The sequence below is a fragment of the Alcanivorax sp. NBRC 102024 genome, from assembly GCF_001602235.1.
Lineage (GTDB): Bacteria > Pseudomonadota > Gammaproteobacteria > Pseudomonadales > Alcanivoracaceae > Alcanivorax.
The window spans coordinates 43,930-58,942 of sequence record NZ_BDAS01000003.1; the positions used below are offsets into that span (position 1 = coordinate 43,930).

Below are 15,013 nucleotides of genomic sequence, written 5' to 3' on the forward strand. Positions count from 1 at the left end.
AAAAAACAACACATGGCCCTGGCCAAACTCGTGCATTCGCAATCAATGCGATCCAGAGAAAGCCATACCGTTATTGCCGGCGTGGTGCTTCAAAAGGAGAAAACCGCGGACCTGCGCTGTGGAAGCTCACCCTCTGCAAGCATCGGATTGCCGGTTCAGACTCGCCGTTCCCCAGGAAATGCCAGTACGAAATCTGTTTAGTTGTGTTGAGGTTCAGGCGCTATCAGGCTAATAGTAAACGGACTGTTTATGAGGAGAGATTCATGTCGCAACCGTTTTGCCCCGTGCCCACCCAAAGCCCGCTTCGGGCCGTACCCGGTGACAAGGGGCTGCCGCTAATTGGCCACACCCTCTCCTTCATGCGCGACCCCATCGGCTTGATGCGCAAGCGGTATGACCAATACGGCCCCGTGTCCTGGACCAGCGTTTTCGGGCTGAAAATGGTGCAATTGCTCGGTCCTGATGCCAATCAATTCGTTATGCTCAACCGCGGCGATCTGTTCTCCAATCATCAGGGCTGGGATTACTTTATCGGCCGGTTTTTTCACCGCGGCATCATGCTGCTGGATTTCGAGGAACATCGCTGGCACCGGAAGATCATGCAGCAGGCCTTCAACCGCGAGGTGCTGAAAGGCTACCTGGACAGAATGGGCCCGCACATCACCACCGGGATTACCCCCTGGAAATCGATCCCCGATTTCCACGTGCTCAATGCGGTAAAACAACTCACTCTGGACCTGGCAACGGATGTGTTCATGGGCTATGAGCTGGGCCCGGAGGCTGACGACATCAATCGCGCCTTTGTGGATACCGTTCGCGCCGGCACGGCGATCGTGCGCACCAGTGTGCCCGGTTTGCGCTGGTCAAAAGGACTGAAGGGCCGAAAGGTTCTGGAAGCCTTTTTCCGCAAGGAAATTGCCGCAAAACGCCAAAGCCGGGATTCCGATCTGTTCAGTGTTCTGTGTCACGCCGAAACCGAAGAGGGTGAGCAGTTCAGCGATGACGACGTGGTCAACCACATGATCTTTCTGATGATGGCGGCACACGACACCTCCACCATCACGCTTTCCACCCTCTTCTACTATCTGGCCAAGAATCCGCAATGGCAGGAACGTCTGCGCGAAGAAAGCCAGGCCCTCGGCAAAACCTGTCTGGACTACGAGGATCTGCCACGGCTTGAGGGCATCGGCATGGCCATGAAAGAGGCGCTTAGGCTCTGCGCTCCGGTGCCCTCCCTGCCTCGCAAGACAGTCAAGGATGTGGAGTACGAAGGGTTCTTTATCCCCCGCGGCAGCTTCATTAACGTGGTGCCCTACTTCACACACTACATGGAGGAGTACTGGCCGGAACCGGAAAAGTTTGATCCGGAGCGATTCAGCGACGCTCGCCGGGAAGACAAGGTGCATCCCTATGCCTGGGTGCCGTTTGGGGGCGGTGCCCACAAATGTATCGGTCTGCACTTTGCGGAGATGCAGGTGAAGGCCATTCTTCACCAGGTGCTGCTCAATTACCGCTGGACTGTGCCACAGGATTACGAAATGCCGGTGGATACCACCAGCCTGCCGGTTCCCGGGGATGGGTTACCTGTAACACTGGAGAGAATCTGACACCCGGACCGTAGGCGCGCCGCCAGCGACGCGCCTACGTCTCGGGAAACGATAGGTTGATCGTCAGGCGGTAACTCTTTCTCCCTGACGCATGGTGACCAGCTCTTCCGCCGCCGTGGGGTGAATGCCCACCGTGGCGTCAAAATCAGCCTTGGTGGCCCCCATCTTGATGGCCACGGCAAATCCCTGAGTGATTTCCGCCGCGTCCTCCCCGGCCATATGCAACCCGAGCACCTTGTCGCTTTCATCGTCCACGATAAGCTTGATAAAGCTGCGCTCCTGTTTGTCACCCAAGGTATAGCGCATGGGGCGGAAACCACTTTTGTAAACCCGGACGGCAGGGGTCTGCCGCAACGCATCTTCCTCGGTGAGGCCGACAGTGCCAATGTTGGGGTGGCTGAATACGGCGGTAGCGATATGGCGGTAATCCATGGGCGATGACGGCTTGTTCTCTCCGAACAATTTTGCAGCCAGCCACATCCCTTCAGATAGTGCCACAGGTGTCAGCTGAACACGGTCAATCACATCCCCCAAGGCATAAAGCCCGGGAATGGAAGTGGCAAACCCGGCATCGACCTGGATCGCCCCTTTATCCGTCAATGCCGGAACAGCACCGTCTGCGAACAGGCCATCCAGCTTCGGCACACGGCCGGTGGCGTAAAACACTTCATCGAAGGTTTGCTGGCTGCCATCATGATAGGTGACCTGTTTGCCGCTGCCCACGACTTCAAGACGGCTCACGTCGGCATTGAACTTCAGGTCCACGCCCTGCCCGCGCATTTGCTCTGCCACAAACTGCCGGATATCGCCGTCAAATCCGCGCAGGAAAAGGTCACCGCGGTAAATCTGGGTTACCTGGCAGCCCAGCCCGTGCAGGATGCCAGCGAATTCGGTGGCGATGTAGCCTCCTCCTACCACTGCCACCGTGTCAGGCAGCGCCTCCAGGTAGAAAAGGTCGTCAGAGATTCGGGCCAATTCTGAGCCCGGGAACTCCGGCACATAAGGCTTGCCGCCGGTAGCGACGAGGATGTTCGCCGCTTTCAGCTCTTGGTCATCCACCGCAACGCGCCCCTGGCCCAGCACCTTGCCATGTCCCTCAAAAACGGTAACCCCGGCCTGGTCAAGAATTCGCTGGTAAATACCATTCAGGCGCTGGATTTCCCGGCTTTTGTTATCTCGCAGGGTTGCCCAATCAAAGGACCAGCCCTTGAGCGTAAAACCGAAATCCTCTGCCAGGGTAAATTCCTGAGGAAAATGCGCCCCGTAGGAAAACAGCTTCTTGGGGACACAACCCACATTCACGCAGGTGCCGCCAAAAAACCGCTCTTCAATGATGGCTACCCGAGCACCGTGGCTTGCCGCCATACGGGCCGCTCGAACACCGCCGGAACCGGCCCCGATTACCACCAGGTCGAATTCTTTTGTCACTGCTGACTCCTTCAAGTTAGACCCCATTGTGCGCAGTGCGAGAAGATTCACAAGACGTCCCCGCTGATACCACCCATAGCAAACGGCAATAGCAGGGACAAACCGGAATGTGTGCCACGTCACTTGGGCTATGACCGCAGCGATAGTATGATTGGCTTGGATCAGCCGCGACGCTCAGCACGTGAAAATGACCCTTTATCGAACTGGGGTCAACATCAACGGGCGCAGCGGTACCATGGGGGTAACGTCCATCAGAAATGCTAATCTGTTGCTATATAGTCTGCATATAGCTTGGTAAGGCATTTCACGAAAACAATAACGCGTCTGAAACAGCACGCATCCAATGGGGAACGGGACACAATGCGACTGACCGGGCTGCTGGCTCTGCTATTGAGCGGCATGATCAGTTTTTCAAGTGCTGCGGCAAGCGATATCTACAAGTATCGCGCCGCCGATGGCACCATTCTGTTCACGGACCAGCCACAGGACCGGGTTGGCAGTGGCCATACTCTGCTGTCCATCCGCAAGGGATGGAATTACCAGCCCCGTGCGTTAAGCGATGCAGAGCGTGACCGTTACGATACCCTGATCACTTTCGCAGCCAGCCAGCACCGGGTCGACCCGGCGCTGGTGAAAGCCGTAATCCATGCGGAATCCCTGTTTAACCCGAAGGCCATCTCCCGTGTGGGAGCTCAGGGTCTGATGCAGCTAATGCCCGAAACGGCGGCCTATCTGAAAGTCAGCAACCCGTTTGATGCCCGTGAAAACATTCTTGGCGGAACCCGCTTTCTGGCCTACTTGAAAGGCAAGTTCTCTACCCTGGATCATATCCTGGCGGCCTATAACGCCGGCGAAGGGAATGTGCGCCGCTACGGTGGCATCCCTCCCTTCAAGGAGACCCAGGCCTATGTGCGTAAGGTCAAACAACTGCGCCATCGTTACAGCAGCCACTTTGTCGCAGGCCTGGGTGACGAGAAAGTGGTCTACGCCTCCCCCATCCCTCAATAAGACGCCTGGCCGTTCTGGCACGTGCCGTCAAAAGAAGAGAGAGTCGTCCTGTTCAGTCAGCCCGATTTTCTGTGTTGAAGCCGGTGGTTAGGGAGACAAATCCACACCCAGCCAGGGGCCGTCGTAGTCAATTCGGTATTGCTGCAGCTGGTAGTTGCCATCGAGACAGCGGCCACTCCGCAGGGAAAAGGTCAATCCATGCCCTGGGCAGCGAAGCTCCCCATGACTGATGGTGCAGCGATCCAGAGCAAAGTCTGCATGGGGGCAGCGACGCTGCATTAACCGGGTTTCGCCCTCTTCATGGACCAGCAAAAGCTCAAGCCGACCGACTTTTACGGGCAATCTCAAGCCATCATATAAATCCAGCGTCCTGATCAGGCGATGAAACATGGCTTCCCTTCTCTCCGATTCGATACACCCGGCGACCTTGAATGGCGGCCTCAACGCCACCTCAACCCATCGCCCAATCAGGCTCCAATCAGGTTGTCACTTTCAAGAGGCATGAGCGGCTGTAAAGCGTCTTGTCGCCAACATTGCCACTAACGTAAAAAGCCCGCAATAGCGGGCTTTTTACTTTGCCGTGAGGCACCAGATGGATCAAGCAGGCTAATCAGTTGCCATGCTTCTCCGCCAGGTAGAACCAGGTATCCAGGACGGAATCCGGGTTCAGGGACACGGAAGAGATGCCCTGCTCCATCAGCCACTTGGCAAGATCAGGATGATCAGATGGCCCCTGGCCACAGATGCCGATGTACTTGCCCTGGGCGTTACAGGCATCGATAGCCATCTTCAGCAACTTCTTGACCGCCGGATCGCGCTCGTCAAACAGATGGCTGACGATACCGGAATCCCGGTCCAGCCCCAGCGTCAACTGGGTCAGATCGTTGGAACCGATTGAGAAGCCATCGAAGTGCTGCAGGAACTCATCGGCCAGCAGCGCGTTGGTGGGCAGCTCGCACATCATGATCACGCGCAGACCGTTTTCACCACGCTTCAGTCCGTTCTTGGCCAGCAGATCAACCGCTTGCTCGGCTTCGCCAACAGTCCGGACGAAGGGCACCATGATTTCCACATTGGTGAAGCCCATGACGTCACGCACTTTCTTCAGGGCGCGGCACTCAAGCTCGAAGCAATCCCGGAAGTTTTCGCTGATGTAACGGCTGGCACCCCGGAAGCCCAGCATGGGGTTCTCTTCTTCCGGCTCGTAGAGCTTGCCGCCGATCAGGTTGGCGTACTCGTTGGACTTGAAGTCGGACAGACGAACAATCACCTTCTCCGGATGGAAAGCCGCGGCCAGGGTGGAAATCCCCTCGACCAACTTTTCCACGTAGAAATCCACCGGATCACCGTAACCGGAGGTGCGCTTGTCCACGTTCTGCTTCACATCTTTGGGTAAGGTATCGTAGTTCAGCAGCGCTTTCGGGTGCACACCGATCATGCGGTTGATAATGAATTCCAGACGGGCCAGACCGACGCCCTGGTTCGGCAAACCGGCAAAGTCAAAGGCACGGTCCGGGTTGCCCACATTCATCATGATCTTGAATGGCAGTTTGGGCATGGATTCAATGGAGTTGCGCTGAATATCGAATTCCAGCTGGCCCTCGTAAATCTTGCCGGTATCGCCTTCCGCACAGGAAGCCGTAACTTCCTGACCGTCACTGAGTACCTCGGTGGCGTCGCCACAGCCAACAATGGCGGGAACACCCAGTTCGCGGGCAATGATCGCCGCGTGGCAGGTGCGCCCACCACGGTTGGTAACAATCGCTGCTGCACGCTTCATGACCGGTTCCCAATCCGGGTCTGTCATGTCGGTGACCAACACGTCGCCGGGCTGGACCTTGTCCATCTCCTTGATATTGGTAACGATGCGCACTTTACCGGCACCAATACGCTGGCCAATGGAGCGGCCTTCCACCAATACCTTGCCGGTCTGTTTGAGCAGGTAGCGCTCCATCACATTCACATCGGAGCGGCTCTTCACGGTTTCCGGGCGGGCCTGCACGATGTACAGCTTGCCGTCGTCACCATCCAGCGCCCATTCAATATCCATGGGCATGCCGTAGTGCTTTTCGATCTCGATGGCCTGACGGGACAGGTTCTCGATTTGCTCGTCGTTCAGACAGAACGTCATGCGCTCTGCCGTATCGACTTCCACAATCTTGACGGACTTGCCCGCAGACGCTTCAGCACCGTAAACCATCTTCTGCATCTTGCTGCCCAGATTACGGCGAAGAATGGCAGGCTTCTTGTTCAGGAGAGTCTTTTTGTGAACGTAGAATTCGTCAGGGTTAACCGCGCCCTGCACCACCATTTCACCCAGACCGTAGGAGGCAGTGATAAAGACCACATCACGGAAACCGGATTCGGTGTCCATGGAGAACATAACCCCGGCGGCACCGGTTTCTGAGCGGACCATGCGCTGCACACCCGCAGACAGGGCCACCAGTTTGTGGTCAAAACCCTGGTGAACGCGATAGCTGATCGCGCGATCATTGAACAGGGAGGCAAACACTTCCTTGACGGCAATCATCACACTGTCGATGCCGCGAATATTCAGGAAGGTTTCCTGCTGGCCGGCGAAGGACGCATCCGGCAAGTCCTCTGCGGTAGCGGAAGAACGAACCGCTACCGGCAGATCAGCGTTGCCCTCACCAATCTGTGCATAGGCGTCGCGGATAGCGCTATCCAGAGCGGGCTGGAAAGGTGCATCCACCACCCACTGGCGGATCTGCTCACCGGTCTTGGCCAAGGCGACCACATCATCCACATCCAGAGCGCTCAAGGCGTCATTGATCTTCTGTGTCAGATTGTTGTGCTCGAGGAACTCGCGAAAGGCTTCAGCGGTGGTGGCAAAACCGCCCGGAACGGAGACACCCGCTGCCGACAGATTGCTGATCATCTCACCGAGGGATGCATTTTTGCCGCCTACGCGTTCAACGTCATTTTTCCCCAGGTCCTGAAACCAGACTACATATTCCGCCAAGGTCGTCTCCTTTTTACGTATTACCGTTGATTACTGGCCTGAGCCGGCGCTAATCGAGCCGACATTCTACTCAAAACCCGCACAGTTTGCCCGCCCCTCGTCGTAATTTGGGTACGACTTTGGTCAATCCCTGCATCTGCAGCGAGCTGCGACTTGCCTGGCCTGTCTATCCCATTGAAAATGAAAGGGTATTTAACCATTGGGCCAGCCTGTGCGGCGCAGTTTAGAAGGATGTGAAGGCAGGGACAACGCCCCAGGCGGGATTTCCCGAATTTGCCGGCCAATAGTTCGCAGATAGCACTGGCCCCGGACAACGGCGAGCTCTAGACTGTCATCATTGAAAACAATGACTTACGAACCCCCACAGGAGCGGCGCCTGAGCTGCGAACGACTGGCAACGCCTTTTTGCAAGTCAATACGCGGCTCAAGCGCCGCTCCTGCGGCACAGAAAACGGCTGATCCCCATGAAAAGAACGGCGTTTTATCTCTCTGACGGCACCGGCATCACCGCTGAAACCCTCGGCCACAGCATGCTCAGCCAGTTCGGCGATATCGAGTTCGTGCAGATCACCCTGCCCTTCGTGCAGTCGGATGAGCAGACCCGTGAAGCCGTGGCACGGATAAACCAGGCGTCCCGGGAAGACGGCCAAAAGCCCGTGGTGTTCTCTACCCTGGTCAACAGTGACCACCGAACCCTGCTCCACGGCTGTGACGGCCTGGTACTGGATCTGTTCGGGGCGTTTCTCAACCCCCTGGAAGACGAGCTGGGGGTGCGCTCAAGCCACAAGATCAATCAAAGCCACGCTATCCGGGATGCGGAGTCTTACCGAATCCGTATCAACGCCGTGCATTTCGCCCTGGACAACGACGATGGTGCCCGCACCCGTCATTACGACCAGGCAGACGTCATCCTCATTGGCGTGTCCCGCTCGGGCAAAACGCCGACCTGCCTCTACCTGGCTTTGCAGTTCGGTCTTTTCACCGCCAACTACCCGCTCACCGAAGACGACTTTGACGACCTTCGTCTACCCAAGCCGCTCATGGAGCACAAACACAAACTCTTCGGCCTGACCATAAACGCCGACCGCCTCAGCGCCATCCGCAGCGAACGCAAAGCCGGCAGCAAATATGCCTCCCTCCGTCAGTGTGATATGGAGTTGAGAGCCCTGGAAGCCATGTACAACAAGCACAACATCCCGTACTTGGATGCCACGGAGTTGTCGATCGAGGAAATCAGCACGCGGGTGCTGGCGATGAAGGGATTGAAGCGGCGGCTGCAGTAAAATAACACTTTATAAGAACTTGCTTATAAACGATTCAATATATAGCAAAGCCCTTTTGAGCATGCTCAGGAGTCCCCATCCGCTGGCAGAGCGATTCGGGGAGGATACGGTATTCTGAGAGAAGATACCGATGTGTCACCAGTAGAGATTCCGTTTTAGGGAAGTTCCTGCCCCCCGATTCATGCTTTGGTTTAGCACTTTTTTTGAGAATAAAAGGCTTGCATCCACTAGCTTCTGCGTTATATCACTTGAACCTACACACCATATTTTATCCCGTTAGAGAATTATCGGCAGGGATTGATTGCGAAAATTCCAGCACTGCTGGAAAGGCGAGCTTTCGAGTTTCAGCTAACGCCCATTTAAGAGTCATTGCGGGCGTAATGTAGTGGAAAGGTGCCACTGTCCAGACGGAATTGCCACGGCACCCATCCTATCCGGCCCCAATGCAATGTCGTTAATCATAAATGGCTGAGCTGTTTCAGCGCCTGGTAAAACACCCCCACCCTCGACACCATTAAGCAACCTGGCATTAGCGGTTGAACCAAACAAAATATCATTAGAGAGGCGAAGCTTGTAGCTATCATCGCCTTCTTCTGCTTTGTCAATCATATCTGCCTTGCCATTGGTAATGGCAAAATCCCCAGTGATATTGCCCAGAGTGTACGCCATATCAGGCCGGTTAAGCTCTGCTACTGCGATATAAGAGCCTCGGCCACTGGCAAGCTCATTACTGCCCTGCGGGTATAGTCCATCTTCACCTATATCATAAAGACGTGCGGCCATACTATAGCCAAGAAAACAGCCACCGACATCAGCACAATCATTCGGTGATGGGGAGAGTCGCAGATTAAGAAGCCCCTCCAGATTAATATCCACCAAAGCGCCCGTCACAAGCTGCTCGCCATTCGGAATAGTGCCGCCGCCAAAAACACCATTGAGCGCGATGCGTGCCTGAGGGGATAGCAAATCAATACCACCGTTATAAGTGTCTGCGTCCCACGCTGGCTTCACCCAAATACGTGTATCATTGGCTCCAATCAACAGGCTGCTGCCGATTAAGCCTATGCCCATACCTTCTTCACCAGGAGCACAATCAAGAGCACCACCTTCACACGCTTCCGTGTCGGCAATCATGAAATGCATGCCACGATCCCAGAAGTTTTCATGATCCCAATAATCAGCATTGCCATCCCAGTTTTCTGCACGGTTAAGAGGCAACATTTGATCGCCACTGTCGTTCAAACTTTGGCCCATTAACAGAATATCGCCGTAGATACCGGATTGCAGGCTATTACCTTGACCTCCAAGTGCGACGTCATCACTCGGGTTGCCACCAGGGTAGAGATAAATATTGCCATCGACATTAGCTAGGGTATAGATCAGCCCCCAACCAACATCAATGGTTTCAGTGGCGCCGAGAATATTGACTTTGTTGGAGTAGGCAAGAATATTGCCGTCGCGCACCATTATCGCCAAGGCGTCGTAATCTTCTTCTGAATCGAAGCCAAGCCCATTTACGTCACCAGCAGATAAGCGCAGAAGCTCGCCCTGTCCACCGCATGCGGTGCTGCTGTCATTACTAGCGCCGCCCCAACAGAGTCCTCCGCTAAGGCCACCAGGGCCACCACTGCCACCGGGAATAACATCCATGGCGATCAGTTTCCAATCATGGGCATAATCAACACCCGGCATGTTTCGCCAGTCGCCAAGCTCTATACCCACCTGCTCACCGCCAGCTTCGGCAAACCGCCAACGAAATTCTTTTTCTGGGTCTCCCAATGTGGCTGCATTCGCAGCTGTTACGTAGTTCCATCGGGACTCAAGGCGAAGCCCACCTGGACGGCTGTTTTGGTCATCCCAGCTGCCGTCCGAAGCCCAGGCTCCACCAGGCCCCCAAATTAGACGGGCATCCTTGAGGGCCCCTAGCCAGCCGAATTGAAGCATAGGTGCTGCATACTCATCATTGCTTATATAAGGAGTACAATTGGCACCATCGCAACCAGGCTGCCCATCTACAGGGAAACGGTAATTAAGATCAAATTTCAGACCGATGTTAATCAGACTATCGGCCAAAGATCCCGTGCCATTACTTGTACTATCCCCACTTGACATGTAAATCCCATAACTATTTGCATCACCGACTGGTGAATCAGTTACACCCAAGGTGCCACTGGGCATCTCCCAGAGTAAATCCAGGTTGTCCATTACCATGTAAGGGTGTGCGTGCCATAGTTGCCGATAAAAGAGGGCAGCATCAGTGATATAACCTTTCAAGTAAGCATCGGTCGTGTCCATGCTGAACAATCCCTTGTTCACCAAACTCAACCCCGCATCCCCAGCCTCCAACACCACTGAACCGAAAGACCGACTACTATTGCCCAACGACATACTATCTACCGACAGCCGTGCTGGTCCATCAAGGGACAGCTGCCAAGCTAAACGCGGATCACCATTTACACTGCCAAAATCAAATTTATTGGTAAAAAAAACAGGAGCATCAGCAAGCGCCAGAGGGTCATACAAGTCGCTTTTGCCAACCAGGCTGATGCCACCCAATGACATTGAGCCCTCATAAAGTTGATCATCATCCAGAGTGACCTTGATGTTGTCAGCAGTAATGCCGGCGTTGCTGCTTTGCAGATTTACGGTTAAACCATCTCGACCATTGACTCCAGAGAGGGCAGCATCATCAAGGGGCTGCATTGCCTGCAATGGCAATGACAACCCTCCCAGCATAACCGTAGCAATTACGGTCGTAAGCGTGCTTATTATTTTATTCATGGGCGCACCCATTAACAGAAATTAGCAGAACCGAAGCAGTTTTTAGGAGGCTCAAAATTCAATTCAATATTAGTTAAATCCACCCCCTCCTCTTGCAATGCACTAACAACATCGCCTAAACCCGAGATTGACACTTCGTCACCAGCAATATCTTTTGTAGCAACATAAGGGACATTCAACCACCACCCTGCGTTAGCAGGTTCGGCGTAATCGCTTTTATCGTAGGTAGGCCATGCTATCTGCTCACGCTGCAGGGAAATACCAAAATTCGCTGTATTCTGAAAGGCAAAACCATGAATAAAGCGAAGATCTTCATATAAATTAGCATATGCTGTATCAATACCAACCAGGCTAGCCAATATCCCCAAATCAATGTCGAGCTCGAGTCCTGTTGCAACAAGCTGGTTAACTCGAGTGCCCACTATTTCTTGGAAAACGGGAGCATTATTCACACAACGCGAGTTCAGATTTGTCTGCCCAAAACACCCATCACCGCTAAAAATTCCGCCCAGCACCCTCACTGGGACATTGCCAGAAATTTCCGCATTGATATAACCACTAAGGCTATTGATACCTGAATGACATGGCAGGCGATCACCATCCTCACCACATACACCACCATTTTCCAGGTTTGTATCTCCATTATTATAGGTACGACCAATACCAAAATATCCATCAGCTGATTGCGAACCCACCTTAAAGCCGACGATTTCTCTTGTAGTGCCGCTACCCTTGGTCGCGATCTCGATATAAGGGCGAGTCAGAACAAAATCGCTTCCAACAGTACCGGCCTGATTTCCGTCACGCCCCATCAAACGCACAAAATCAAAATCAATATCACAGGCCTGGCTTGCAATTGATTCGTTGAACCCCCCACAACCAAGCTGCAATTTATCGATATTGGCATTCAAGGAAACTCTGGCGTCAAGCCCCATACGCATATAGGAAAAATCACTCCACTCGCCTGAACCTGCAATAGTTTCGGTGACCATCAACCCCTTTCCAACCACCGTTTCCATTTCGTCATTACTCATTTCAACCATTGAGGAGGCCTGCCCGGCAAGCAACAACAAAGAGATAGAAAGACATTTTTTTATTCTTATAATTAGCATTATCAGAATCCGTACAAGCCCATGGAGCCACCGATTTTAATGGTGGCAGGGTGAATATTGCCGTAGCTGAAACCGTTATCGCTAATGGTGCCATCAGTACCCGTATCGGCAATACGTAAACCCAGAGCGGCTGACTGGGCATCTTGCAGGTAACCTTCCGGCCCGTACTCCACAGCCACAGCACCAATATTCAAAAATAGCTCAATATCTTCATTGAAGGTCAATGACAGCATGGGAATTCCGAGGGCACCTTGGTAACAATCCTCCGCTGTGAGGTTTTCATCAAGGAGACACCCACCACCGGTACCGCTTATGAAACGGTTATTTGCAATATCATCCTGAAAACCACTGGGGTTTCCAGATGTCTGCCCGGCATCGATGCGAAGATCATTAATTTTCAGAGTACCGTACAAGTCTTTCCAGACGATCCATTCACCGCCACCACTGTTACGATTATGGAAATTGAATGCCATGCGGCAATCATTGCTTGGCCCGTCACAGTAATCCAGGTTGGAAAGGGGGTTGAAATTTTCATCGGTATTAATGCGCAGCTCTAGATCAACTGCAATACCCGCCTGGCCAGTCACGTTACTCATGGTAGCATCGTCAAGCGACTGCAGACCAGCTGCTAACGTTGCGGAAGAAATCAGCTGCATACATAAAAGAATTAGGGCTTTCATTAATTCCCGCCCCCCAAAGTTTCAATTTTTAGGTGATTTATTTGCAACCCTTCAACACGAGCCGTACCAAGATTTATGGCGTTGACATTGAGCACCGGGTTATAGCCTCCTTCGTTTGCTTGTTGAGCAATTGCAGAAAAATCCACACCCCCAATCGCCCTTGCGCCCAAGTCTCTGCACCGCCGCAAACCACAACTAAAAATACCTCCCTGGGTGGCATTTGTTCTGGCCAACATGACTTCTCTAGTGTTGACGTCAAAACCTTCGTCTTGGTTCTGATTGTTCAGCACTGTCCACCCCCCTCCCGAGCGTGAAAGAAAGACTATCCCGCCCTCTTCTAAAAGGTCTTCTCTAGAGCTTGATGAAGTTACTGCGGTGCCAGGAACCGTTATACTTGGCGCAGTGCCATTGTATCTGTCACAAGAATCAGTTCTGCCTCCACCACAAATATCACCTGGAAAATTGCCAGCGTTTACAGCACGCTCTGAGAGAAAAAGATCTGGTGCGCCTGCACCAGCAAAGCGCAACTGGCTTACTCCGCTGCCACCCAGGCCATTAGGATTGGCATTAGCAGGGAAGGCATTACCCCACTCAACATAACCGTGAGTTTCGTAGTATCTGTTTGGACGATCGGTGCGCTGATACCCTTCCGTATCACCCGGCGCCAAACTATAAAAATCATTAAATACCGCTCCCACATTCGGAATACGAGTCAATTCAATAACAATATTGCCATCCTGGTTGCCGATATTAGTACTACCAGGCTGGGCGTTATCGAATACCAGCGCCTGATAATGAAGCTGACCCAAGGGCAGGTAGGCCTGCACATCGGTAAAATAGAGGCCTTCTTCATTAGTAAAGTCGGGAATAACACCACGCTGCGGGGCGGCGTCGCTGGTAGTATTAATGCTCAAACGGTAATCACCAGACAAACGGCTAAGGTATTGCAAGCCATAGGTGGCTGGGTTATCCCCCTCTGGCCCTGTCGTACCGGCATACTGAAAAAAGCGCAGTGCCGGCCCCAAATTTCGATTGCTGCTGGATTCACCACCAAAAATCGATCGCGGTTTCTCCAGAGCTGTCGGTTTTCCAATAATGATGTTTTGCAGCTGTGTCAGACAGTTTGACCCTGTACCTGCGGCGCAACTTGCACCACTGATAGTAGCAAGTCCGTTAGTTGCTGCGTTGTATGTCCTGCCAGATTCAATCTCGCCCCAGAAAGCCCAGCGGAATGTATCCATGTTAGAAGGCCCAAGAATCTCAAAAACAGCGCGATCATTGGTCTGAGTGCCATTACTGTCAGGCTCATAGCCCGTATAATTGAAGGCTCGCCACACGTAAGGGTTGTCATAGGTAGAAAAGTTTTCGATATAACCCTCATTCATTGGACAGCCCAAACCGCGGAATCCTCCTGAGCAATCATTGCCCTGCCAATCCACTCCACTGTTTTGAAGTACTCCGCCTTCTGTAGCACGTGTCATGCTCATGCCGTAATAACGAAGGTCACCGCGAACGAAGGTGGTTTCCGTAGGGATGGTGTCATTACCTACAAGCTCAATATAGCTAGTCGGCGCCATTTCAAAGCGAAACTCATCAAACGGGAAGGCCAGCCCCGCCCCCTGAACCTCAGACAGCGAAGAATCATCCAGCTCTTGAAGAGCCATTGCCTGGGAAGCGCCGAGGGTGAGGGCCGCTCCCAGCAGCATGTGGGAAAGGGAGTTGTTGCGCCGCACTGTGACCTCTGTCTTGTTGTTATCAGTCTGGCCATGAAGGGTCTTTGGGCAGGACTGGTTACTTATGCCACAAGGTTACACAGGCTGTTAACGTGTCACAACATGCGTTAACAGAAACACTACACGATGTCGGATTTAAAATTTAATGAATTTCAACAAGTTGGAACCTGTATACACCGAGTTTACTCAGCATATAAATATTCGTGCGCCAGGAATTCACTCCGCCTGTTACAAATATGCACACTTTGTGGGAGATTGTGGATGCTGAATCGCATCAAGGGGCGTCACTAACTATGCGGATGAGGTGCGAAGTTGGGCGGTTCGCCATGCAAGCATGGCCCCAACAGAAAATTCGGGGGTTGCGTCGGGCTGACGAAATGCTCCGACTGTACTGCCGA

Annotated in this window: 10 protein-coding genes; 3 read left to right on the top strand and 7 right to left on the bottom strand. The window is 53.2% G+C overall.

Features of this window, described 5'->3' with window-relative positions; translation table 11 throughout:
* The first annotated feature begins 263 nt into the window (after positions 1-263).
* Entirely contained in the window at positions 264-1,607 is a 1,344-nt protein-coding gene (locus A0251_RS06505) for a cytochrome P450 (protein ID WP_062816054.1), read from the top strand.
* A 63-nt stretch (positions 1,608-1,670) separates the two neighbouring features.
* Here A0251_RS06505 and gorA read toward each other — a convergent pair whose 3' ends face one another.
* The gene (gorA, locus tag A0251_RS06510) at positions 1,671-3,035 is read right to left on the bottom strand and encodes a glutathione-disulfide reductase (RefSeq protein ID WP_156478253.1); all 1,365 of its coding nucleotides are present in this window, start codon (positions 3,033-3,035) and stop codon (positions 1,671-1,673) included.
* 360 nt (positions 3,036-3,395) lie between these two features.
* Between gorA and A0251_RS06515 the strand changes: the two genes are divergently transcribed.
* Positions 3,396-4,043, top strand: coding sequence for a lytic transglycosylase domain-containing protein (locus tag A0251_RS06515; RefSeq protein ID WP_062816056.1), 648 nt, complete (start codon positions 3,396-3,398; stop codon positions 4,041-4,043).
* Positions 4,044-4,130: 87 nt separating this feature from the next.
* Here the strand turns inward: A0251_RS06515 and A0251_RS06520 are convergent, their stop codons facing one another.
* Both A0251_RS06520 and ppsA read right to left on the bottom strand, forming a co-directional pair.
* A complete protein-coding gene (locus A0251_RS06520; RefSeq protein ID WP_062816057.1) occupies positions 4,131-4,433 on the bottom strand; it encodes a Rieske 2Fe-2S domain-containing protein in 303 nt (100 codons plus the stop codon).
* 220 nt (positions 4,434-4,653) lie between these two features.
* The gene (gene ppsA, locus A0251_RS06525) at positions 4,654-7,026 is read right to left on the bottom strand and encodes a phosphoenolpyruvate synthase (protein WP_062816058.1); all 2,373 of its coding nucleotides are present in this window, start codon (positions 7,024-7,026) and stop codon (positions 4,654-4,656) included.
* Positions 7,027-7,490: 464 nt separating this feature from the next.
* Here ppsA and A0251_RS06530 point away from each other — a divergent pair, with 464 nt between their 5' ends.
* Positions 7,491-8,309 (top strand): pyruvate, water dikinase regulatory protein, encoded by an 819-nt coding sequence (locus A0251_RS06530; protein WP_062816059.1) that lies wholly within the window; start codon positions 7,491-7,493, stop codon positions 8,307-8,309.
* Between the two features lie 366 nt (positions 8,310-8,675).
* Here A0251_RS06530 and A0251_RS06535 read toward each other — a convergent pair whose 3' ends face one another.
* Genes A0251_RS06535 through A0251_RS06550 form a run of 4 tightly spaced genes read right to left on the bottom strand, consistent with a single transcriptional unit; the run spans position 8,676 to position 14,615 of the window.
* Positions 8,676-11,090, bottom strand: a complete 2,415-nt coding sequence (locus A0251_RS06535) for a DUF6160 family protein (RefSeq protein WP_062816060.1) — start codon at positions 11,088-11,090, stop codon at positions 8,676-8,678.
* Positions 11,091-11,101: 11 nt separating this feature from the next.
* Complete coding sequence (locus A0251_RS06540; RefSeq protein WP_062816061.1) at positions 11,102-12,202, bottom strand: hypothetical protein; 1,101 nt, start codon at positions 12,200-12,202, stop codon at positions 11,102-11,104.
* A 2-nt stretch (positions 12,203-12,204) separates the two neighbouring features.
* The gene (locus A0251_RS06545) at positions 12,205-12,882 is read right to left on the bottom strand and encodes a DUF6160 family protein (protein ID WP_156478254.1); all 678 of its coding nucleotides are present in this window, start codon (positions 12,880-12,882) and stop codon (positions 12,205-12,207) included.
* Entirely contained in the window at positions 12,882-14,615 is a 1,734-nt protein-coding gene (locus tag A0251_RS06550; RefSeq protein WP_156478255.1) for a hypothetical protein, read from the bottom strand. The genes A0251_RS06545 and A0251_RS06550 overlap by 1 nt, the downstream gene beginning before the upstream one ends.
* Positions 14,616-15,013: the final 398 nt, after the last annotated feature.

What these genes read in the sequence shown, in the direction of transcription:
- A0251_RS06545 (WP_156478254.1), bottom strand. Translation starts at nt 12,882, where the DNA reads ATGAAAGCCCTAATTCTTTTATGTATGCAGCTGATTTCTTCCGCAACG.
- A0251_RS06520 (WP_062816057.1), bottom strand. Translation starts at nt 4,433, where the DNA reads ATGTTTCATCGCCTGATCAGGACGCTGGATTTATATGATGGCTTGAGA.
- A0251_RS06535 (WP_062816060.1), bottom strand. Translation starts at nt 11,090, where the DNA reads ATGAATAAAATAATAAGCACGCTTACGACCGTAATTGCTACGGTTATG.
- A0251_RS06505 (WP_062816054.1), top strand. Translation starts at nt 264, where the DNA reads ATGTCGCAACCGTTTTGCCCCGTGCCCACCCAAAGCCCGCTTCGGGCC.
- A0251_RS06540 (WP_062816061.1), bottom strand. Translation starts at nt 12,202, where the DNA reads ATGCTAATTATAAGAATAAAAAAATGTCTTTCTATCTCTTTGTTGTTG.
- A0251_RS06530 (WP_062816059.1), top strand. Translation starts at nt 7,491, where the DNA reads ATGAAAAGAACGGCGTTTTATCTCTCTGACGGCACCGGCATCACCGCT.
- A0251_RS06515 (WP_062816056.1), top strand. Translation starts at nt 3,396, where the DNA reads ATGCGACTGACCGGGCTGCTGGCTCTGCTATTGAGCGGCATGATCAGT.